We start from the raw sequence: 20392 nt of genomic DNA on the forward strand, positions 1-20392 counted from the left end.
ATCGGCGCCCTCATCGATCGCAATCGGGGGTCGTCGCGCGCGGCGGGTAGTGTCGTCGCTGCCGACCGTGGGGCCGCAATACCCTGCACGTTTTCCCTGCAGAAAGAACATGATGATCAACCACACACCGTCCTGGTACGACGACGAGGTCCAGGCCGTCTCCGATCTCGCTCGCGGATTCTTCGAGCGCGAGGTCATGGCCCATGCGGCGCGTTGGGACGACCAGCGCCGCGTCGACCGGGATGTGTGGCGCAAGGCCGGCGAACTCGGCCTGCTGCTGTGCTCGATCCCGGAGGAGTACGGCGGTGGTGGTGGCACATTCGCTCACGACTTCGCGGTACTCGAGGCCCAGGGATATGCCGGCGACTTCGCGATGGGGTTGAGCATCCACAGTGGGATCGTCGCCCACTACATCAACGAATACGGCAGCGAGGACCAGAAACGTCAATGGCTGCCCGAGATGGCGCGCGGAGAGCTACTCGGCGCCCTCGGCATGACCGAGCCGGGTACCGGTTCCGACCTCAAGGCGATCACCACCACCGCCATCCGTGATGGCGACAGCTACGTGATCAACGGCTCGAAGACGTTCATCACCAACGGTTCCACCGCCGACGTGATCGTCCTGGCGGTCAAGACGGATCCCAAGGCCGGCGCCAAGGGCGTGTCGTTGGTTCTCGTCGACACGCGCGACTGCGACGGATTCGTCGTCGGACGCGTCCTGGACAAGGTGGGCCAGCACGGTGCCGACACCTCCGAGTTGTCGTTCACCGATGTGCGGGTGCCGGTGGCAAACCTCTTGGGCGACAAGGAAGGTCAGGGCTTCGCACAGCTGATGACCCAGCTCGGACAGGAACGGCTCATCATCGCCGCACAGTCGGCGGGCGCGATGAAGCGTGCCCTCGAAGAGACCGTTCGCTACACCAAGGAGCGACAGGCCTTCGGTCACAGCATCTTCGAGTTCCAGAACACTGCCTTCGAGCTGGCCGAATGCCAGACGATCGCCCTGACCAGCCAGGTCTTCTTCGACCATTGCGTCGAACAGCACCTGCGCGGAGAACTCGATCCGACCACCGCCGCGATGGCCAAGTACTGGCTCACTGATCGGCACTGCGAGGTTGTCGACCGCTGTGTGCAACTCCACGGTGGCTACGGCTACATGCGCGAGTACCTGATCGGCCGGATGTACGAGGACGCACGCGTGCAACGGATCTACGGCGGTACCAACGAGATCATGAAGACGATCATCGCCCGGTCGCTCTGACCCAGGAGCGACCACCGCGCTGCGGTGTGCGGCGCTAGTGGTCGTCGGTGGTCTGCCGGGCCGCGACGACCTCCCGGATCGCTTCGATCTCGTCGTCACCGGGATCGAACGACTGGGTCTCGAGCACCGCACCGAGCCGTCGGAAATACTCGTGCTCGGTGATGCCGAACTCCACGAGGATGTCCTCGGCTGATCCGCCGCCGAACAGGTACCACCGCCGCGCGAAGCCCAGGATGTCCGCGGGCTGGTCATCGAGGTTGTCGTGTGCATTGGCCATGTGTCCAATTATCGCTCGGCCACAGCCCATTTCGCATATCGGCGAGGTCATTCGGCCGAACTACAGCGGCTGACGTTAACACCGGGTGAACCACACCGCGCGCCGCACTGTGTGAGAGGTGTGCGCCGGAGTGCACAGTCGTCGCCGAACGCACCTGAAGTGGTCTGCGAAGATGGCACGAGATACCGGGGCCACCCAGGTATCGCCATCTACGAGCAGCGGGAGTCGACGGGTTGTCCCAGTCATCATCGAGCGTTCTCGATCAGCTGGATCGGCGTCAGGTCACGATTTACCTCGGTGCCATCGCGGCCGGCGCGGTGGCAGCCTGGGCGGCACCGGGATCCGATTCAGCGCTGGGCGCCGTGATCAACCCGGCCCTGGGGGCCCTGCTCTATGTGACGTTCCTTCAGGTCCCGGCCGCCGACCTCGGGCGGGCTCTGGGCGATCACCGGTTCGTCGCGGCGCTGCTGCTGGTGAATTTTGTGGTGGCTCCCGTCGTGGTCGGTGCCCTGTTCAGCTTCTTGCCCTCGGAACAGGCTGTCCGCGTGGGTGTTCTGCTGGTTCTGCTGTGTCCGTGTGTCGACTACGTCATCGTGTTCGCGGGCCTGGCCGGTGGCAGCCGCCGGCGGTTGATCGCCGCCACGCCCCTTCTACTGTTGCTTCAGATGATGCTGCTCCCGCTGTACCTATGGCTTTTCATGGGTCCGGATCTCACCGACGTGGTGGAGTTCCGGCCGTTTGTCGAAGCGTTCGTCTTCCTGATCGTCATCCCGTTGGCATTGGCGTGGGTCACGCAGTGGTCGGCGCGACGCACACCGATCATTCGGCAGGTCGAGTCCGCGGCCACCGCCACCATGGTCCCGCTGATGGCGGTGGTGTTGTTCGCGGTGGTCGGCTCCCAGCTCCCCAAACTCGACGGCAACCACCGCGATGTTGTTGCGGTGGTTCCGGTTTACGTGGTCTTCCTGATCGTCATGGCCGGCGCCGGGGCGCTGGTGGCCGCGCTGTTCTCACTCGACATGGCCAGTCGGCGTTCGGTGGTGTTCAGCGGGGCCACCCGCAACTCCCTCGTGGTGATGCCCCTGGCACTCGCGTTGCCCGCCGGATTCGAGGTGGCCGCCGTTGTTGTTGTCACCCAGACCCTCGTCGAAGTGGTCGGGATGGTCATCTTCGTTCGGTTGATCCCGAAACTGGTACCGGCCCACAACTCCTGAGTACTGACGCACACAAGCCGCAGGCGACAATGCGTGCCGCGCACGGTCAACGACGCGTACTGGCCGCTATTCGGCCGCGCGTGGCAACTGAGGGCTGCCACTGTTGTGTTTGGCTTTGATGTCGGCGTCGGCGTCATGTTGATCGATGCTCGCAGCGACGTCGTCGGCGGTGGCGGCGCTCCGGTGGGCCGCTGCTGCTGCGCGGTGGATCTGCGCGTCGCCCAGACCTTGCGCGATTGCCCGTTCATGCAATTCGGCAGCCCGTCGGTGGGCGTCGGCGGCGTCATGATGCCGGTCCGCGGCGGCCTGGTGCGCGCGGGCGGCCCGGTCGTGGGCGTCGTCGGCACGTCGCTCGGCGTGCTGCACGGTGCTGGGTGTCGACGGTGCGCCGGCGGCGAGTTCGGCGCGCCGTTTTCCTAGTTCACGGGCGCGTGCGACGGCGGTGTCGGCGCGCTCGGCGGGGGTCGGAATCGGGTGATCGGGATCTGCCACTGCTTCCCCTATCGTGCACGGCGCCACCGGTCGTGCTGGATGAGTGCTCAGCGATATCGTGCGCCGCTGTGTATCGGCTGCGACCAGCGTACTGCTCGTGGGCGGTGGCTGTGCGACGTTCCTGACCCGGCCGACCACGCTGCCCGAAACGCCGAATGTGTCGACCCGGGCTCAAGGGCCGTACACTCGGTGGGACAGTTGAATCGGCACGCTGTGACCCCACCTCGGCTGCGCGTCAGCCCGTGGCTTCGACGACTCGGCTGTGAGGCTGATGTACATGACCATTTCTTCGTTAGACACCACCCTGCTGTGGCGGGACGAGGTCCCGGTGGTGTCGGTGAGCGGAACCCTCGACGCATCGACGTATCTGGACCTTCGCAACGCCATCGTCAAGTGCGCAACCGATGACCCGCCCGCGGTGATCGTCGACATCGATCAACTGGCCGCTCCGGCGCCGTCAGCATGGGCAGTGCTGACCAGCGCCGCGTGGCACCTCCGGCAATGGCCGAACATTCCGCTCGCCGTGGTGTGCAGCTCATCGGTCACCCGGAAAATTCTGCGTACCAACGGCATAGCCAGGTATCTTCCGATTGCTGCCACCACCGCCGAGGCACTCGACGCCGTCAGCGGGACGCTGTCCTATGCCGGCCGTTTGCGTGCGCGCGTGCGGCGCCCACGCGAGACGTCACCCAAACACATGCGGCAATGGGTGGCAGAGACCCTCAGAAACTGGGGCCGCCCGGAATGCGTGTCGGCAGCGAGCATCGTTGCGACCGTCTTGGTCGAGAACACCGCCGCCCATACTGACGGCGATCTCGATTTGCGCCTGGAAATGCGGGGTGAGGTACTCACGGTCGCCGCGTTCGACGGCGATCCGGCGCCGGCCGTACTGCGAGAAGCCTCTGACGGTTCGGGTCTGCAACTATCGGGGTTGGCCTTGCTGGCCGCACTGTCGAAATCGTGGGGCACCACCCCCACCGGTGACGGCAAAACCGTATGGGCCGTATTGGGACCGGACGAGTGGCTGTCCCTGGACCGCGCGTGATCTTGCGATCAACGGGCTATCTGGCTTTGGCCGTTGTCGGATTCGTCGTACACCAGGAGCATGGCGCCCCGAATGTCGCTGTCGCGAACACGAAAAGGACTGCAGCGCACACGAATCGACACGGTTCGGCCGCGCCGGTTGACGGCCTCCAGATGTACTGATTGTGAGTAGGTTTCGTCGACGAGGGCGTTGCCGATCAATGGACGCAATGGGTCGGTGGGCAGGCCGATGTCCAGGTCGAGGAGGTGCTGACCGCGCACCTCGGCAAATGCGATTCCCCATTGTTGGGAACTGGCCCGATTCCACACCGCGACCCGCATGTCGCGGTCGACCACGATGATGCCCATGTCGGCGGAGTCGAGGATCGAGTCGAAGAATTCGCGGGTCTCGATCAGTTCGACGGTCTTGTCGCCCAAAGCGCCGTTGATTTCCTGGAGTTCGTCGTTGGTGGACTGCAATTCTTCATTCATCGTCTCCAACTCTTCGTTGGTCGATTGCAGTTCCTCGTTGGTGGTTTCCAGTTCTTCGACGGTCGACTGGAGTTCTTCGTTCGTGGTCTCCAACTCTTCGTTGGTCGATTGCAGTTCCTCGTAGGCGTTTTCGAGCTGGAGGTTGGTGTTCTCGACTTTGTCCAGCAGTGCACGGGTGGCGCTGACATCGAAGAAGGCGATGGACACGCCGACCAGTCCGTTGTCCACATCGACCAGAGGATTGATGTGGATCTCGAGCCAGATCGGCTGGCTACCGTGCTGGAGCCATTCGACGTCGCGGATTCTCGAGGACCGGCGCTCGACCTTCGCCTGCTCGATGTAACCGCGCAATTCCACCGGCCGGTACGACAACTCCAGATCACGCAACAACCGTCCGACGTCGCGGGTGGAGACCCCGAACATCGACTCGGCCTGCTGATTGACCAACGCGACCGTTTCATCGCCGGTGACGACCACCTGGGCGACTGGGGTGTACCGGAAAGCCAGTTCACGCAAACCTGACATCCCCGGGGTCTCGAAACCGGAGATGGCAATGGCGTCGGCCGCTGAGCGTGGCAGGTCACCGCGGTGATCAGGTACTTTGCGGAACAACCGGTTCTTGAGATCAAACGGGGTGAACCGGTCGGTATGACTGAGGAGCATCTCGGCATGGCCGAGGAACAGGATGCCGTGCGGCGCCAATGCGAAATGCAGACGCCCGAGAACGCGACGTTGGGTTTCGGCATTGAGATACATCAGGATGTTGCGGCACACCAGCAGATCAATCCGCGAGATCGGCGCGTCTTGCACCAGATCGTTGCGCCCGAAGATGACCGCTCGACGCAATTCCTTGCTGAACACGAACCGCGAACCGTCCTGATCAAAGAACCGCGCGAGATACTCGGCAGGAATGCCTTCGACCGCTTTGGCGTCATAGGACGCCTGCCGCGCCTGGGTCAAGGCATCTTCGTCGACGTCGGTCGCATAAATTTTGACGCGCTGGCGAAAACTCTCGGGCCCGACCGCATCGGCGAGCAACATCGCCAACGAATAGGCCTCCTGACCCGAGGCGCAACCGGCGCTCCATACTCGGATGGAATCTTCGGGACCGCGTTGGGCCAGCAATTGCGGTATCACCACCGTGCGCAAGACATCCCAGGCGTCGGGGTCACGAAAAAACGCGGTCACGTTGATCAAGATCGTGTTGAACAACGCCACGAACTCATCGGCGCCGGCCTGCAGATGGTCCAAATAGTCCGAGTATTCGTTGATGCCGACCTGTTCCATCCGATGACGCACCCGCCGCATCAACGACGTGCGTTTGTAGCCGGTGAAGTCGAAACCGCGTGCGTCACGCAGGTACCGCAACAACGCCTCGAAGTTGTCGTCCCTATCGTCGGTCAACGCAGTTTCCTCCTACTCCGGCACTGAACCCATTGACATCCGAGACGGGGTGTTCCGCGACGTTGACTGTATCGTCCCGGCCGAGGGACGTGAGCAGGCTCGAGGTGACCGCGATTTGCGACCCCTCGATCGACGGTTGCCGAACTGCGTGCCAGAGAGGTCAGTCTTCCGGTGGCGGCGGCACTTCAACGAGCCGAGCGGCCAGTTCGTCCGCCGCGGTGCGCGCCTGGTGCGCAGTGTGCTGGTATCGCTCGCGCAGCGGCTTCGATGTGGCTGATGCGGCCAGGGCTTCGGCGAGACTGATGCGTTCGTGCAGGGTGCGCAGCGCCATCGACAAAGCGGTGTCGAGCTCGCCGTCTTGCGCATCGAGTAGGGCTTGCCCGGTCCAGGCATGCCCGATGCGGCATCGATAATTGTGAGTGTGGCTCATCTCGATCAGCGAGCCCCCGCAGTCCGGGCAGACATACCCCGAATGTGAGCCGAGTTCGGTGGTCGAGGGACGGTGGTCGTAGCGACTTCCCATAGCGATCCGGTTCTCCAGTTCGAGGCGTGTGTCGTCATAGAGGGCATCCGGATCAACCTGCCGGGGACGGCTTCGTTCTGCGGCCAAGACGTCGCCGACAGCAGCCGCGGGAACCACATGGTCGAGGCGAAGGGCAGCAATGGCATGCGACGGCAGGGTCGGGTAGACGGCGTCGTCGGGGTGTTGCGCGGCCGTGACACCCCCACGGGCGGCGATCGCGAGGAGGCCGTCGACGCCATCATCACCCACCCCCGACAAGAGCACGCCGGTTGCCCGGGTTCCGGCGTGCAATGCCACCGACCGGAACAGGGCGTTGATCGAAGGCCTGTGCCTGTTCTCTGTGGGCCCATCGGTGAGGAGCACGCGTCCCTCGTCGAGGAGTAGATGGTGGTCGGGGCGGGCGGTGAAAATGGTGCCCGGCATGAGGGCCTGTCCGTGCTCGGCGGATATCGCCGGTAACGGACCCGAGCGGTTCAAGATCCGGGCGAGTTCACTGCGCCCGCCCGGTGGCATGTGCAAACTGACCAGAATTGCGTGCGGGAGGTCGGCGGGGAGATGCGCGACGACATTGATCAACGCTTCGACGCCGCCGGCGGATGCACCGATGGCCACGACAGGGGAACGCTCGGCAACTGACACACTGGTACTTACCCCAACCGTGCGGTGTTCAATCGAGGCACCGGCACCGGGGTGTGAAAAAGTGGACAAGGTCAACTGTTCGGGGCTGACGATAGGGGTGCCGTGAGCGAGATCAAGAACGAAGCAGGCATAAACGGGCACATCGCGCAGCTGGCCCGCGCCGTCCATGGCCCACCCATCGTCGGAGCGCCGGACCCTGCACAGGTACTCGAAGAGATGACCTCGGGCGTCGTGGACCTGGTCCCCGCGGTCGACTACGCCAGTGTCACCCTGGTACGCAAACGCAACAAGAAAATCCATCTACAGTCCACCGCGGCCACCGACCCTGCCGCCGAGCACTTCGACGCGCTGCAACACACACTGGGCGACGGCCCGTGTTTCGAAGCGATCTGGACCGCCAACACCATCCGCATAGACGACATGACCTCCGAAAGCCGTTGGCGCACACTGACAGCGGCGGTGACAGCTGAGACGCCGATCAGGTCGTCGCTGGCGATTCAGCTCTACATCGACGGCCTGGAACTCGGCGCGCTAAACCTCTACGCCAACACACCAGACGCTTTCGATGCCACAAACGAAAACCTCGCGATCAACCTCGCCACCCACGCCGCGATCGCCCTGTCCGGGTCCCGCCGTAGCGAGCAATTCCGCAGTGCACTGGCCTCTCGCGACATCATCGGACAGGCCAAAGGCCGCATCATGGAACGCTATGACGTCGACGCGGTCCAGGCGTTCACCATGCTGCGCAAGCTGTCTCAAGACACCAACATCGCATTGGCCGAGGTCGCGCAACGACTCATCGACGCCGATCCCCCCGCCCACCGGACCACTGATGCCCCCACCACACCATCGCCGGCGCCCCCCTCGGACAGCCACGAACCCGTGATGGCGCTGACCCCGCAGGAACAGATCATTGTCGATGAAGATGATGATCTGGCCGAGGCGGTGTCCGGACTTTCCCAGCTCAGTACCGGCGCGTTGACGTTGACCCAAGCCCTGACCGCGGTCGCCGAGTACGGCGTCAAGGCCATCCCAGGTGCCGATGGCGTCGGGGTGAGTTTGCTGCAGCAAGACCGACCCGACACCGTGGTGGCCAGCGCCGACTTCGTGCGTGCGGTCGACAGCATTCAATACAGCCTCGGGGAGGGGCCCTGCATCACCGCGGCCACCTCCGGCGCCACGGTCCGGTCCGGGGCGCTGCACAAAGAATCACGCTGGCCCGCGTTCGCCACGCGGGTGGGCGACCTCGGTGTGCACAGTGTGCTGGCGCTGCCCCTGGTCACCCCGGCCGGAGTCATCGGCGCACTGAACGTGTACGCCTATCTCGAAGATGCATTCGACGAGCGTTCGGCGCAGCTCGGTGAGCTGTTCGCGGTGCCGGCGGCGGTGGCGGCGGCGAACGCCAGGGCTCTTGACACCGCAGTACTGCTGACCCAGCGCCTCGAAACGGCACTGACCAACCGCGCGACCATTGATCATGCAATCGGGATCCTGATCGCCCGCAGCGGCTACACCTCCGCCGAAGCGTTCCACGCCCTGCGCACCATCAGCCAGCACGAGAACCGCAAACTCAACGACGTCGCCCACACCCTCGTCGAGGAGGCAGCCGGCCGAGCCCGGGCACGCCGCGGCCAACAGCCGGAGTAGTAGACGCCGATATGGCGTGATCACAACGTCGCCGACCATGCCCACGTCGCGATCTGGAAAGTGCACCGCCACATGGTCAAAAGTGTGCCGACACTCCCGAGGCCGCGGACCCACAGGGCACCCCGCGGGTGCCATCCCGCCCGAAAACAGGGCGATCGCGACCATGGCGAGGTGTGTGCCGTCGCCGATCCAAGGACGGTGGCTACGGATGGCGACCGTCGCCGGCAAATGCACGTTTGAAGTGTTTGTCGGCGGGGGACTCACCCCTGCAGCACCGTAACCCGATGGAGTCCGCGGCTGGACTCTCCGGTGTGCGGTGTTGTGTGCGAGGGGGATGTCTCGTTTTTGATGACACCACATCTCTCCCACCAGCCTCGGCGCCTCCAGATATGCGGGCGCTACCCCGGACCCGCCGCGATCGGCGCTCTCCCGGGAGTGCCTGTTCCGGTCGGATCATCCGACGACCAGATCGTTGGCACAACAACAGTATTGATGTTTTTCAACGTTCAGAAGGCAACGTTGCGCGAGATGGGTCCCCCGGTATGCGATACCCGGGGGCCGTCCGCTGTCGGTGGTTCAGTCTCTGAAAGGCAAAATCATGACCGTTACTCGACGAACGTCCCGTACCGCAGTTGAGCTCGCCGCGCTCGTCGTGGCTGCAGTGTTCGTGGTGGTCGGGATCCTCGGTTTCATCCCGGGAATCACAACCGATTACGACACTCTCGACTTCGCGGGACATCACTCCACGGCCAAACTCCTGGGGATCTTCCACGTATCGATCCTGCACAACTTGGTACACCTGGTCTTCGGTGTCGTGGGGCTCATCTTGGCTCGAACCGCGTCGGGCGCCCGCCTGTACCTGCTGGTCGGCGGGGCGATCTACCTCGTGCTGTGGATATACGGATTGGTCATCGACAAGGACTCCGGCGCCAATTTCATCCCGGTGAACTCGGCCGATGATTGGCTGCACTTCGGCCTGGGAGTGGGCATGATCGCTCTGGGCCTGATCCTGGGACGCCGAACCGCGACCATCGACCGGACAGTGTGAATTGACAACGCACTACCCACCGGTTCGATGGGTATGACCAGCTGGTCCGGCCGCACAGACGCCGAACGGGTTGCCGCAGAACATGGTTGGGATGTCCCAGGTCGGCGCACTTCTATGTCCGGCGTGTGCGTCCATCCCTGCGTCCACTCTCCAGCCGAGTTCATGTGGCACTCATCTGCCGAGGCGATCATCGTCGACATGGCAACCTAGCCTCTTATCCGCGGACATCGCCGGATACATGGTGGGACAAGTACTTTCATCTCTTTCGAACTGGTCCCGCTCGTGCACCGACTGCGTCACGCGATGTGGTGCAGCCCGGCGATGTCTTGGCTCGGATGGCACCGGTGAGGACCTCAACCTGGCCACCACCGGGACTATCCATGGTCATGGAGACAGGCAGTGCATGTTTGAAGTGCGTATAGGTGGGGGAATCCCTTTGAAGCACCGTCCCCGATGGGGCGCCCTGGACTCCTTGTGGCGCGGTGCTGTGTGCGAGCGGAGATGTGCCGTCTGTGACGACGCCACGTCTCTGTTGCGTCCCATCGGTGCCTCCAGATGTGCGGGTATCCCAGACAGATCGATCACCTCCAAATAGATCAATTCGAATGGAGCCATCATGTTCAAGCACACCGATTACATGCAATTCGATGTAAAGCCGGAAAAGCCCGACCCGGTATATGCCCGTAAACTCCAGGAACTTGTCGGTGGCGCAGCCGGCGAGATGACGGTGACCATGCAGTACCTGTTCCAGGGATGGAATTGCCGGATCGAGGGCAAGTACAAAGACATGATCATGGACATCGCCACCGAGGAGATGGGTCATGTCGAAATGTTGACGGTCATGATTGCGCGTCTGCTCGAAGGCGCCCCGGCCACCGACACGGCCAAAGCAGCGGCAGGCGATCCGGTGGTTGCCGCAGTGCTCGGCGGGATGGATCCTCAGCAGGCGATCATCGCCGGCGGTGCAGCGCTTCCCGCAGACAGCAATGGGGTCCCGTGGAATGGCCGCTACGTGCAGGCCAGCGGTAACCTGTTGGCCGACTTCCGCTCCAACGTGGCCGCTGAAGCCCAGAGTCGCGTTCAGACCGCCCGCCTGTACAACATGACCGATGACCCGGGCGTCAAGGCAATGCTGAAGTTCAACCTCGCCCGCGATACCCATCATCAGAATCTGTGGCTCGCGGCGATCGAGGAACTGCAGGCCGACGGCCTGGAAAACGTCATCGTCGCAGACTCGTTGCTCGATGAAGAGTATTCGGAACACGCCACTGATCTGTGGCATCTGTCCGATGGTGAGTTCGCCGCCACCGGCGGCTGGGCCAATCGTCTGGCTCCGGACGGAATACATCAGATGGGCTTCAACGCCGACCCTGTCCCATTGGGAGACAAGGCATCAGCGCCGGCGCCCGACCCCAAGCTGTTCGCGACCTATGACGGCTCCAAAGGCGCCCCGGCCAGCCCGGCGCTCGGTACCGAAAAGGGCGTGATGGGCAAGATCAAAGACGCCATCGACTGAGTGCAGATTTCGGTGGCGGCGGTTGACACCGCCGCCACCGGCCCACCTCCTGAACCGAGACCCAACGACCTCACCAAGTGCGCGATGATCGCGATGGTTGACGTGGCCACTCCAGTCGCCGAGGTAATCACGTGGACGACCACTGCTGGTTCGCCGTCCTCACAGACCCAGCATCAATCGAGCCAAATGCCGCGTGTGCCCGGGAGGCATTCATGTATGAATATGATCTGATCGTTGTGCGCTTGCATACTCTCACTCACCCGGTCGACGTCGAGATCACTCGCGAGCAGATATTCGATGAACTCGTCGCCCGTGGATATTGTGTGCACCGCAGCGATATCGACAAGGTCTTGACGGAGCTGGCGATGGAAGGTCTCGTGCGCCCGAACCACTGCACTGATCGGGGTGGTTACGCGGTGACGCCCGCGGGCAGGATGGCATGGACTCGAGAACGTCGCGCCCTGCGCGCTGCGGTTCAGATTGTGGGCACGGTCTGATCCGTTGCGATGGGAGCAGACGGGATAGCGCAGGCAGCGCCCATCGACGTACTCGATGGGTTTCCCTACGTCAGATAGCGCAGCAATTGGTCCCACGAGTTGATGACGGCGCTGACTCCTGCCTCTCGCAGCTCACCGATCCGTTCTTCCCGCTCGGACTCAGGAACGAACATGATGTTGCCGACGGTGGCGAATCCCGCACCCACGGCTGACAGTGCGCCGGGGATCGAATCTTCGATCGCGAGCCCTTGTGGCCCTTCGATTCCGAGAACTGCGGCTGCATGTCTGTAGATCGCCGGATCGGGTTTGCTCACCGGCCGTGGGAGCGAGTCTTCGGCGCTGAAGCGAACTCCAGAGGGGAACAGCTGATCGAGTTCAGCGGCTTCAAAGCACGCATCCAGGCGTACCGAGGCACTTGAGCTCACCGCAGCCAATCCATAGTGCACACCGAGCTGCCGCAGCGGTTCGCGGACATCAGCATCCGGGCGCAGCGTCTTTGCGAGGTGCTCGGTGACCTTGGTGCGCTCGATACGGACCCAGTTCTCGAGATCGTCGGTTGCCGGTGCGTCCACTCCGCCGGCTTTCAACAGCTCCCGTGCCGTACTCCGAAAGTTCTTGCCCGTCGTGGCAAGACGGAGCTCGGTGGAGGTATACCGCCTGACCACACCATACGAAGCCAACATATCGTTGGTGACCTCGGTCGATGCGTCGAATGCCGGCTCCTCCGACGGGAAAAGATTCCCGTCGGCGTCACACAGCAGTGTTTCGATCGCCGCGACGTCGAAATCGGCGAAAATAATCAATTCCTCTGCCACTGCACTCATGCTGACGCGCCTGTCTCGTATCGGTATGCCGAGCGTCGGAGCACGCTGCGGAGTCCGTGGTGGTCAATCGCTTCGATGGTGGCCTCGAGGTCTTCGACCAACGCCACATCGTTTCCGAGCGATCCGAAGACGTCCTTCATCCCCAGGAGCAACCTCGGATCGCTTCCGGCCGGTGCCAGCGAGCGCAACTCGTCAGCGCGCGCGTCTTCGATCTCCAAGGTTCTCCCCTGTAGATCTGTGCCCCGCAGACTCCGCATCCAGGCGGCGACGGCAACAATGAGGAGCCCGCTTGGACAATTCCTTGCGCGGGCCTCCTGCAGCGACGGAAGGAGATACGAGGGAAACTTCGTGGAACCGCGCGCTCGCAATCGCGAAAGGCGGTCGCCGATCTTCGGATTCGCGAGTCGTGTCATCAAAGTGCCGCAGTACTCGTCCAAGTCCAAACCGTCGACAGCGGGAATCAACGGCGAGAGCTCGATCCGAAGTAGCTGCTCGATGTAGCCACTGACAAGGTAGTCATTCATCGCCTGGTCGGTGGTCTCATGACCAAGCAGAGCGCCAACAACCCCGAGAGCGCAGTGAGTTCCGTTCAACAGCCGAGTCTTGGCGAGTTTGTGGGGTGAAACGTCGGAGACGAACTCGACACCCACCTCTTCCAGAGGCGGCCTGCCGTTACAGAAGTCATCCTCGATCACCCACTGGGAGAACGGCTCTGCCAAGACAGGCCACCGATCGACGATCCCGAAATTCCGCTCCACCATCGCTTTGTCAGCCGGTGCGCTCTTCGGCGTGATGCGATCGACCATCGTGGACGGAAACGACACGTTCCGCGCGATCCAGACAGCAAGCGCAGGGTCTCTCAGCTCCGCGAAGCAGACCACAGCTGTGCGTGCTGCCGAACCATTGTCTGGGATGTTGTCACAGGACAACACCGTGAACGGCGGCGTTCCCGCGCGGCGGCGGCGATCGAGTGCGTCAACCAGATAGGCGATCGCTGTGGTGAAGTGTTCCGGACCGCGGAGATCGCCCATGACTTCGGGGCACCTGTCGTCCAGGTCACCGGTTTGCGCATCAAGATGGTACCCGTTTCCGGTGATGGTGAGACTGACGATTCGTACACGGGGATCGGCAAGCCGGTCGCGCAGCTTGCGTGACTCTTCCGGAGCGTAGACGTAGTCGATCATCGACCCGACAACCCTGGCCTGCTCATGGTCAGCGCCACGCTCTACCACCGTGTAGAGCCACTCCTGCGGTGCCAGAGCATCTTTCATGCTTCTTCCGTGCAGCCCGGCGCCCACGATTCCCCAGTCCAAGCTGATCCCACGACTGGCCAACTCATCGAGATACACCGCTTGATGAGCTCGGTGGAACCCTCCGACGCCGATGTGCACTATTGATGGCACGAGGTCGCTTCGGGTGTAGGTCGGCAGCGCAACTGCATTGTTGCGCTCTCGGAGAGCTGAGTTCGTCAGTTCGACAACGGGTGCGGACAGCAAATGCATTGCTTTGGGCATGAGACTCCCCCAGGTTGAGACAGATGCTGGGGGGACGCGTGAACAAACCCCCCGCGTGAACGGGGCGCTAATCTTCAACGCTTTCGTGGATGTAACCGGTTCGTCGCGGGTCCAAACCAGAGCGTGGGTCAGATCACAAAGGCTGCACTGGATCACGCGCGTTCGCAAGCGGCCTCGACGGAGGCCTGCTCGGCCGGCGACAGGTGAAGATCCTCCGAACGGAACCGATTATCGCGCCACCTCGGTGTCCACTACTGTCTCGGGGAGAACCTCAATGGGTCGACAACGCGCACTCAGGCGTTCGACTCGGCCGTACGGACAGGACTGGTCGGATGGTCGATCTCGATGAGTTTGCAAGCGATGTCATAGAGCCGAATGTTGTTGTGCTGAGACAATTTCCGAAGCAAATCGAAGGCCTGATCGGCGTTGACGTCGAAGCGTTCCATGATCATGCCTTTGGCCTGTCCAATGGTGTCGCGGTGCGCTAGGGCGAGGCGAAACTGTTCACCGCGTTGCACCGCACCCCACACGCTCGACACATGGGTGGCAAAGATGTATCCCAGATCGAGAGTGTGCTGATCGAAGCCGCCGACAGCGTCGGCGTACAGGGTCAGAGCACCGACGGTGTCCCGGGTGGTGAGCAATCGGAACGAGGCGATCGACCGAATCGGTGTCTGCACGAGCGCGTCGGCACAAAACGAGGGCCACCGCCGCTCAGCGCCCAAATCGCTGATGTAATAATCTTCGCGCCCGTTCGCCACCGCAAAAGCGGGGCCCACACGGTGTTTTTGCTGCAGCGCATCCAAAATTCGCGGATACTCGTGGGTGGCTGTCAGCGTGGCAGCATATTCGCTGCGCTCGATCACTACGACCCCGGCGTAGTCCACCTCAGGAAGGTGCTGAACTGATCTCGAGATGAGTTCATCGAGCGCGCTGATCGGCGAATCCGGTAACTGTTCACTGATCTCTAGAGCGGTGGTTGCGAGCAATTTGCAGACTTCGACATTACTTGTGCTCATTACTTGAGCCCTTCAACTTTTCTGACATATGTCGGCACGCAGTTTTTACACGGCCTTTTGACCCGGTTGAACGCAAAACCTGAAACATGCACGAAAGGAGAAAACCGAACCGCCGCTGCAGAAGTAAAGACGGGAAACTCGATGGACGAGTGTTGACGTGGCATTCACGGCCACCGGTTCTGAAGACATGCGACATCTTCTCCGAAAATAATCGAAGATCGCGGTGCCTGGAGCGAACGCTCAGACGGGCTCCTGGTTTCGAACCCTTACTCGGTACCTTACCCCAGCACGCGGCGACTGTCCCGTTCGGTGAAACGAGGCAAGCACATGGTCAAGCGGTCAACCGCAGTGTCGTGGTTTGCCGCTTTGCGTGAGACGCGTCGAGAGAGAGCCATCGAGCACCCGCGAAGTCGACGATCAATTCACCAGCCGCAGCGACGTCCGTGCCCGGCGCACCGTGACCCGCTGCCCCCAGGAGACCGTCAGGGCATCGGATTCGATGCCGTCACCGAATATCACCAGATCGGATTCGGCGATGATCCCGAGTTCGTCACCGTCATCGAGCAACCCCTCGGTGAGGTCCGTGCCGGTGGCCGGTGACGGCCAGGCCTCACGAACGAACCAGCAGAGTTCCGGGGCCGGACGCGTCGGCAGAACCAGCCGGCTGCGGCGTTCGAGCCAGACCGATTGACACCATCCCGTGGCACCGGTCCCGGTGCCCACCAGCACCCCGGAAGACGACTGGCGTTCCCGGGCCGTACCGACGTCGATGCGGTAGCGGGCCGACTGGTGCGAGGGGTGTCCGATGTAGATCTCGTTCAGTGCCCGCAGCACCTGCCCATCGTCGAGTTCGGCCTCGACCATCGTGCACCGGGTGACCCGGTCGAATGCCTCCGGCCGGCCCAGCAGTTCCTCGACGTCCTGGGCCCGATGATTCACCAGCACACCGGGGTTCATGGCCGGTTCGGCATTCACCCCGACCACCGGTTGACCGTCGAGGTACTTTGCGACGTTGGCCACCAACCCGTCCTGCCCGACCACCACCACCACATCCTCCTCACCGAAGACGAAGCGGCTCAGGTCGCTTCGCTCGACCTGACCGCGGCGCCAATCCATCGGAATCGCCGCGTCGACCCGGGTGCGGGCCCGCTCGACCGCATCGTGGCGGGCCTGCACTCCGGTGATGTGGCGTCCACGGGACTTCAGGAAGAACGCGGCCTGGCCACGAGTTCCGTGTGTGGCGAGCAATTCGTCGAGTTCGGTGCGGCGGTATACGACCACCGCCCGTGGTGCCAGTGCCATCGTCGATGTCCTTTCGGGTCGGTGGTGTCAATTGCGTTCGGCGGCAAGCCGGCCGAGCACCTGAGTCAGCACATCGGGCGTCAGGTTCAACGTCCCGATCTCCGGCAGGTTCGCGGCCAGTTCCTTCAGGGCCAGCCCCAGCACGATGGCCTGGTCCAGGTCGCGATACGGCGTCAGTGCTGCCGCATCCACCTCGGCCTGCGCCATCCCGACCACCCGGGTGGCCTCGGCCTGGGTCTGCGCCAGCAGTTCCTGACGCTGCGCGTCCGCCTCCGCTCGGATCTTCTCTGCGGCGACCTCCTCCGTCGACCGCTTCCGCGCATTACGTCCCTGCTGGTCGAGCAGCTGTTCCTCGCGGCGCGCCAGTTCGATCTGGCTCTGCAGCTCGTTCTCGGTGATCGTCCGTTCCCGTTCGACCGCCACCGCACGTCGTTCATAGGTGGCCCGGTCGGCTTCCTGCTGCACCTGTTCGCGCAGCGGGGTCTGCAACGCCCGTTCCATCTCCGCCTCCGACCGCAGCGCAACCACCCGGACATCGACCACCTCCAGGCCGGTCTCGGCCAGTCGTCGGTCGGCGAGCAACCCGGCCGCAACCCGTTCCCGCACCGGCGTCACGCCGTCGGCCAGCGCCTGCCGCAGCGGGGTGCCCGCCAACAGGTCAAGAGCGTGCTGCTGTGCCGATTCGGTGAGCAGACCGGCCAGCTGATCCAGTGGCCTGGCCCGCCACACCCCTTCGTCGGGATCGATCCCGAAGTCGATCCGGCCGGCCGCGGTGTGCGGGTCGACGATCCGGTAGGTGACGGTGGCCTGGACGGTCAGGTCCTGGAAGTCGACGGTTCGGGCGTGGAACAACAGGGGGAGCTGCTGGTCATCGACCGGGACCTCGCTGACCGACGCGTTCAGCGGCCGGAACCAAAACGCCTGGGCCAGGCCCGAGTGCACCAGCTTCGCCTTGGCCGTGTGCTCGATGTACATGTTCGGCGCGCACCTCATGTGCCGCAGGAACATTGCCTTCTTGATGTCAGCCATGACCCGGCCTTCCTCTTGTCGTTCTCGACGACCTCGGTTGTTGTCGTCAAAGTGACGATAATCCTGGTCGGCACTAATCGTCAAGATGACGATTACAGTGGGGCCATGGCTTCCGATTTCTGGTTGAACGCCGCGGCCTCGGTCGATCTCGTGGTGCTGACCATCCACGAGGGTCAGTTGTGCGCATTGCTGGTCCGCCGCGGCATCGAACCGCACCTGGGCGAGTGGGCGTTACCCGGCGGATTCGTCCACGACGACGAAGACCTACCCGACGCCGCCTACCGGGAACTACTCGAGGAAACAGGCGTGGGGCGCAGCGGCGTCCACCTCGAACAGCTGGCCACCTACGGTCGCCCCGGTCGCGATCCCCGGGGCCGGGTCATCAGCACCGCATATCTGGCTCTGACTCCGCGGACGCCGGTTCCGGTGGCCGGATCCGACGCTGCCACCGCAGCCCTGCACCCGGTCGAAACCGTCCTCGGAACATCCGGCCGTTCAACGTCATTGGCGTTCGACCACAACGAGATCCTGGCCGACGGCGTCGAACGTGCCCGATCGAAACTGGAGTACACGCCGCTGGCCGCGACATTCTGTGAGCCCGAGTTCACCGTCGCCGAACTGCGCCGGGTGTACGAAACCGTCTGGGGCCGAACGCTGGATCCCCGCAATTTCCACCGCAAGGTGACCGGCGCCCCGGATTTCGTCCGGCCGACCGGGGCCATGACCGGCCGCGACGGCGGTCGCCCCGCCGCGCTGTACACCGTCGGCGGCGCCGCCCTGCTCCACCCACCACTGCTGCGTCCCACCTGACGCGGAGAGGCCACGAGTCCTGCGCCTCCACACCCCGACCACCAGAAAGCCGGTATCCCCCAATGGCAATCATGCTCGTTCAGTCAACCGATCGCGTCCAGGTTCCCTGGGAGAACGGAGCCGGGATCACGGAGGAGATCGCACTCCTGGCCGACGCTTCAGGTGCACCCATCTGGCGCATCAGCGTCGCCGACCTGCCGGCGGCCCCGTCCGCCTTCTCGGCGTTCGACGGATTCGACCGCATCTTCACCATCATCGGCGAACACGGTGTGGTGCTGGACTTTTCGGGTTCGACCGTAGAGGTCGAACCGCTCAAACCCTATCGGTTCGCCGACGACACCGCGCCGCAGTGCCTTCCGCACGGGCACACCCGGGCGCTGAACGTGATGGCGCGGCACAACTCCACCGACATCTCCGTGACATCACTGCCCGGCCACGGCCGACGGCCGTTCACCACCGATCCCGACGTCATCACCGGAACGTTCGTCATCTCGGGAAGCATCTCCGCGGACGACCTCATCGCATACCCGGACGACTGCCTCCTCATCCACCACAGTGAACAGGCCCTGTCGGTGGACGGTACGGCCATCCTGATCGAGATCACGCCACGCTGAACCCGGCCGGGGACGTACCGTGGAGGCACCGGTCAGATACCAATCCGAGCGAGGTCTTGATGACGTTCCCCTTCGAAGATGCAGAACCCATCGGCGAGACCGAGGAACTGCGCAAACAGGCCGCGGTCTACGAAGCCGGCGAGCACGGCCACGAGATCAACCGCGGCCACGCCCTCGGCGGAACCGCGGGCTCGATCGACGGGCAATAGTCAACGACCGGCCAGAGCTGCGACGATGTCGGCGGCCGAACCCGGACGGGTCTGCCGGAAACCGGTGCCCGCCCAATGATTGGTCGCGTGTGGATCGCCCGCGGCGACCGCGGCCTTCCGCAGAGGTCCCGTCAGATAATGGATCTGGGGATACGCCAGGGGCGCGGTCTGATCATGGTTCTGCATGAACCGATTGCGTAGGCCGCGAGCGTAACGCCCGGAGAAAGCGCGGGTCACGGCGGTTGCGGTGAACTGCGGATCGGTGAGCGCGGCCCGGGACACCGGGTTTGTCCCGGCTTCGTCGCTGAGCAGCAATGCGGTGCCCACCTGCGCGGCGACCGCACCGAGGCCGAGCATCGTCGTGACCGCCTCCGGCGTGCTGATCCCACCGGCCGCGACCACCACATCGCTGACCGCACACGCCGCGACCACCAGGGTCTCCAGCGAATCGGTGGACGGCCGGGCCAATGGGTCGAAGGTGCCGCGATGACCGCCGGCGGCGGGACCCTGCGCCACCAGACCATCGACACCCCGGGCGACGGCCTCCTTCGCCTCGGCCTGGGTCGTCACCGTCCCGAGCGTGGCGACCCCGACGCCTCCGAACCGCTCGATGTCGCCGGCATCGGCACATCCGAACGTGAACGAGACCACCTCGGGCCGCAGGTCGAGGAGCATTTCGACCTTCTGTGCGAAGTCGTCATCGGTATATCTCGGTTCCCCGAGGTCGACGCCGAAGTGCCGGGCCAACGCCCCGAGTTCCTCCGCATAGGCGGCGATCTCCGCGGGCTTCCCGACGTCCGGCTGTGGCACGAACAGGTTCACCCCGAGCGGACCCGATGTCAGTGAGCGGGCCACCGCGATGTCGTCGGCGAGTCTGTCCGCCGACAGCAACGCCCCGGCCAGGAACCCGAGTCCACCCGCCTCGGTGACCGCCGCCGCCAGCTGCGGAGTACTCGGACCACCGGCCATCGGAGCCCCCACGACGGGCACTTCGAGAGCGCGAACGTCGAACACTGCCACGGCCAACCTCCTGCGTTA

20 protein-coding genes are annotated in these 20392 nt (G+C 63.7%); 10 read left to right on the forward strand and 10 right to left on the reverse strand.

Translation table 11 applies throughout. From position 1 onward, the window contains the following. Positions 1-112 precede the first annotated feature (112 nt). A complete protein-coding gene (locus AC51GT_RS08970; RefSeq protein ID WP_496324165.1) occupies positions 113-1261 on the forward strand; it encodes an acyl-CoA dehydrogenase family protein in 1149 nt (382 codons plus the stop codon). Between the two features lie 34 nt (positions 1262-1295). Here AC51GT_RS08970 and AC51GT_RS08975 read toward each other — a convergent pair whose 3' ends face one another. Beyond that, positions 1296-1538: a DUF3263 domain-containing protein gene (locus AC51GT_RS08975; RefSeq protein WP_496324166.1), complete on the reverse strand. Its 243-nt coding sequence runs from the start codon at positions 1536-1538 to the stop codon at positions 1296-1298. Between the two features lie 233 nt (positions 1539-1771). On the opposite strand from AC51GT_RS08975, the gene AC51GT_RS08980 reads away from it, so the two are divergent. After that, positions 1772-2752 (forward strand): bile acid:sodium symporter, encoded by a 981-nt coding sequence (locus tag AC51GT_RS08980; RefSeq protein ID WP_496328531.1) that lies wholly within the window; start codon positions 1772-1774, stop codon positions 2750-2752. Between the two features lie 66 nt (positions 2753-2818). Here the strand turns inward: AC51GT_RS08980 and AC51GT_RS08985 are convergent, their stop codons facing one another. Continuing rightward, on the reverse strand, positions 2819-3244 hold the full coding sequence (locus AC51GT_RS08985) for a hypothetical protein (RefSeq protein WP_496328532.1): 426 nt from the start codon (positions 3242-3244) through the stop codon (positions 2819-2821). Positions 3245-3521: 277 nt separating this feature from the next. Between AC51GT_RS08985 and AC51GT_RS08990 the strand changes: the two genes are divergently transcribed. Beyond that, positions 3522-4289, forward strand: coding sequence for an STAS domain-containing protein (locus AC51GT_RS08990; RefSeq protein ID WP_496324168.1), 768 nt, complete (start codon positions 3522-3524; stop codon positions 4287-4289). Between the two features lie 8 nt (positions 4290-4297). Here the strand turns inward: AC51GT_RS08990 and AC51GT_RS08995 are convergent, their stop codons facing one another. Both AC51GT_RS08995 and AC51GT_RS09000 read right to left on the reverse strand, forming a co-directional pair. Further along, entirely contained in the window at positions 4298-6163 is a 1866-nt protein-coding gene (locus AC51GT_RS08995; protein WP_496328533.1) for a CheR family methyltransferase, read from the reverse strand. Positions 6164-6323: 160 nt separating this feature from the next. Next, a complete protein-coding gene (locus tag AC51GT_RS09000) occupies positions 6324-7298 on the reverse strand; it encodes a chemotaxis protein CheB (RefSeq protein ID WP_496328534.1) in 975 nt (324 codons plus the stop codon). A gap of 129 nt (positions 7299-7427) precedes the next feature. Here AC51GT_RS09000 and AC51GT_RS09005 point away from each other — a divergent pair, with 129 nt between their 5' ends. The 4 genes from AC51GT_RS09005 (at position 7428) to AC51GT_RS09020 (ending at position 12033) form a co-directional block, all read left to right on the forward strand. Continuing rightward, the gene (locus AC51GT_RS09005; protein ID WP_496328535.1) at positions 7428-8972 is read left to right on the forward strand and encodes an ANTAR domain-containing protein; all 1545 of its coding nucleotides are present in this window, start codon (positions 7428-7430) and stop codon (positions 8970-8972) included. A 598-nt stretch (positions 8973-9570) separates the two neighbouring features. After that, positions 9571-10020 (forward strand): DUF4383 domain-containing protein, encoded by a 450-nt coding sequence (locus AC51GT_RS09010; RefSeq protein WP_496328536.1) that lies wholly within the window; start codon positions 9571-9573, stop codon positions 10018-10020. Between the two features lie 616 nt (positions 10021-10636). Then, entirely contained in the window at positions 10637-11536 is a 900-nt protein-coding gene (locus tag AC51GT_RS09015) for a manganese catalase (protein ID WP_496324173.1), read from the forward strand. A gap of 131 nt (positions 11537-11667) precedes the next feature. Beyond that, the gene (locus AC51GT_RS09020) at positions 11668-12033 is read left to right on the forward strand and encodes a hypothetical protein (RefSeq protein ID WP_496328537.1); all 366 of its coding nucleotides are present in this window, start codon (positions 11668-11670) and stop codon (positions 12031-12033) included. A 65-nt stretch (positions 12034-12098) separates the two neighbouring features. On the opposite strand, the gene AC51GT_RS09025 is transcribed toward AC51GT_RS09020, so the two are convergent. From AC51GT_RS09025 to AC51GT_RS09045, 5 genes are all read right to left on the reverse strand, one after another. Continuing rightward, complete coding sequence (locus AC51GT_RS09025; protein ID WP_496328538.1) at positions 12099-12857, reverse strand: HAD family hydrolase; 759 nt, start codon at positions 12855-12857, stop codon at positions 12099-12101. Then, the gene (locus AC51GT_RS09030; RefSeq protein WP_496328539.1) at positions 12854-14371 is read right to left on the reverse strand and encodes a mannitol dehydrogenase family protein; all 1518 of its coding nucleotides are present in this window, start codon (positions 14369-14371) and stop codon (positions 12854-12856) included. The genes AC51GT_RS09025 and AC51GT_RS09030 overlap by 4 nt, the downstream gene beginning before the upstream one ends. A 293-nt stretch (positions 14372-14664) precedes the next feature. Further along, positions 14665-15390, reverse strand: a complete 726-nt coding sequence (locus tag AC51GT_RS09035; protein WP_496328540.1) for a GAF and ANTAR domain-containing protein — start codon at positions 15388-15390, stop codon at positions 14665-14667. 417 nt (positions 15391-15807) lie between these two features. After that, positions 15808-16692, reverse strand: a complete 885-nt coding sequence (locus tag AC51GT_RS09040; protein WP_496328541.1) for a diacylglycerol kinase catalytic domain-containing protein — start codon at positions 16690-16692, stop codon at positions 15808-15810. 27 nt (positions 16693-16719) lie between these two features. Continuing rightward, positions 16720-17721 (reverse strand): SPFH domain-containing protein, encoded by a 1002-nt coding sequence (locus AC51GT_RS09045; protein WP_496328542.1) that lies wholly within the window; start codon positions 17719-17721, stop codon positions 16720-16722. A gap of 105 nt (positions 17722-17826) precedes the next feature. On the opposite strand from AC51GT_RS09045, the gene AC51GT_RS09050 reads away from it, so the two are divergent. From AC51GT_RS09050 to AC51GT_RS09060, 3 genes are all read left to right on the forward strand, one after another. After that, positions 17827-18531 carry an NUDIX hydrolase gene (locus AC51GT_RS09050; protein ID WP_496328543.1) on the forward strand — a complete coding sequence of 235 codons (705 nt, stop codon included), beginning with the start codon at positions 17827-17829 and terminating at the stop codon, positions 18529-18531. Between the two features lie 71 nt (positions 18532-18602). After that, positions 18603-19145, forward strand: a complete 543-nt coding sequence (locus AC51GT_RS09055; protein ID WP_496324181.1) for a HutD family protein — start codon at positions 18603-18605, stop codon at positions 19143-19145. A 59-nt stretch (positions 19146-19204) separates the two neighbouring features. Beyond that, on the forward strand, positions 19205-19354 hold the full coding sequence (locus tag AC51GT_RS09060; RefSeq protein WP_482136344.1) for a hypothetical protein: 150 nt from the start codon (positions 19205-19207) through the stop codon (positions 19352-19354). Here AC51GT_RS09060 and AC51GT_RS09065 read toward each other — a convergent pair whose 3' ends face one another. Beyond that, positions 19355-20374: a nitronate monooxygenase gene (locus AC51GT_RS09065; protein WP_496328544.1), complete on the reverse strand. Its 1020-nt coding sequence runs from the start codon at positions 20372-20374 to the stop codon at positions 19355-19357. Positions 20375-20392 lie beyond the last annotated feature (18 nt).

This window comes from Williamsia sp. z34, from assembly GCF_059553395.1.